A 470-nucleotide genomic window follows, 5' to 3' on the forward strand; every position below is an offset into this window, starting at 1 on the left:
GTTCCGCGACACCCGCGAGCCGCTCGGCGACCTCGCGCCGCACGCGCGGCCCGAGCCGTGTCTCCAGGGCCGCCATCTCGGCGACACCGACCACGGCGAGGACACCGCCGCGCCGGGCGGCGGGCGGACGGCTGAGCTCGCGGTCGAGTTCGTCCATGAAGTGCGGCCCCGAGTAGAGGCCGGTGCGCGGATCGCGCAGCAGGTTCTCCACCGGGACCGGGACACGGTGCAGCTTGGCCGCTATCCGCGCGGAGAGCTCGCGCGGGTCACAGGCCTCCGGCAGGCAGTCGTCGGCGCCGTGCCGCAGCAGATCGGCGACGGTCCCGGGGGCGTGGGTGCGGGCCGCCGTGACCATGAGCAGCGGAAGCGCCTGCCCTGCCGGGTCGGCGCGGACCTCACGTATGACGTCGAGGCCCTGACGCTGCCCGTCCGGGCCGTCGTCGAGGGCCACGATCGCGTCCGGTGGCGCC

Annotated in this window: 1 pseudogene; it reads right to left on the minus strand. The window is 76.0% G+C overall.

Going from position 1 to position 470, the window contains the following annotated elements:
• Nucleotides 1–470: pseudogene (locus ACZ5CR_RS45525) on the minus strand (histidine kinase); the annotation flags it as partial.

Source organism: Streptomyces sp. NPDC031274, assembly GCF_055570235.1.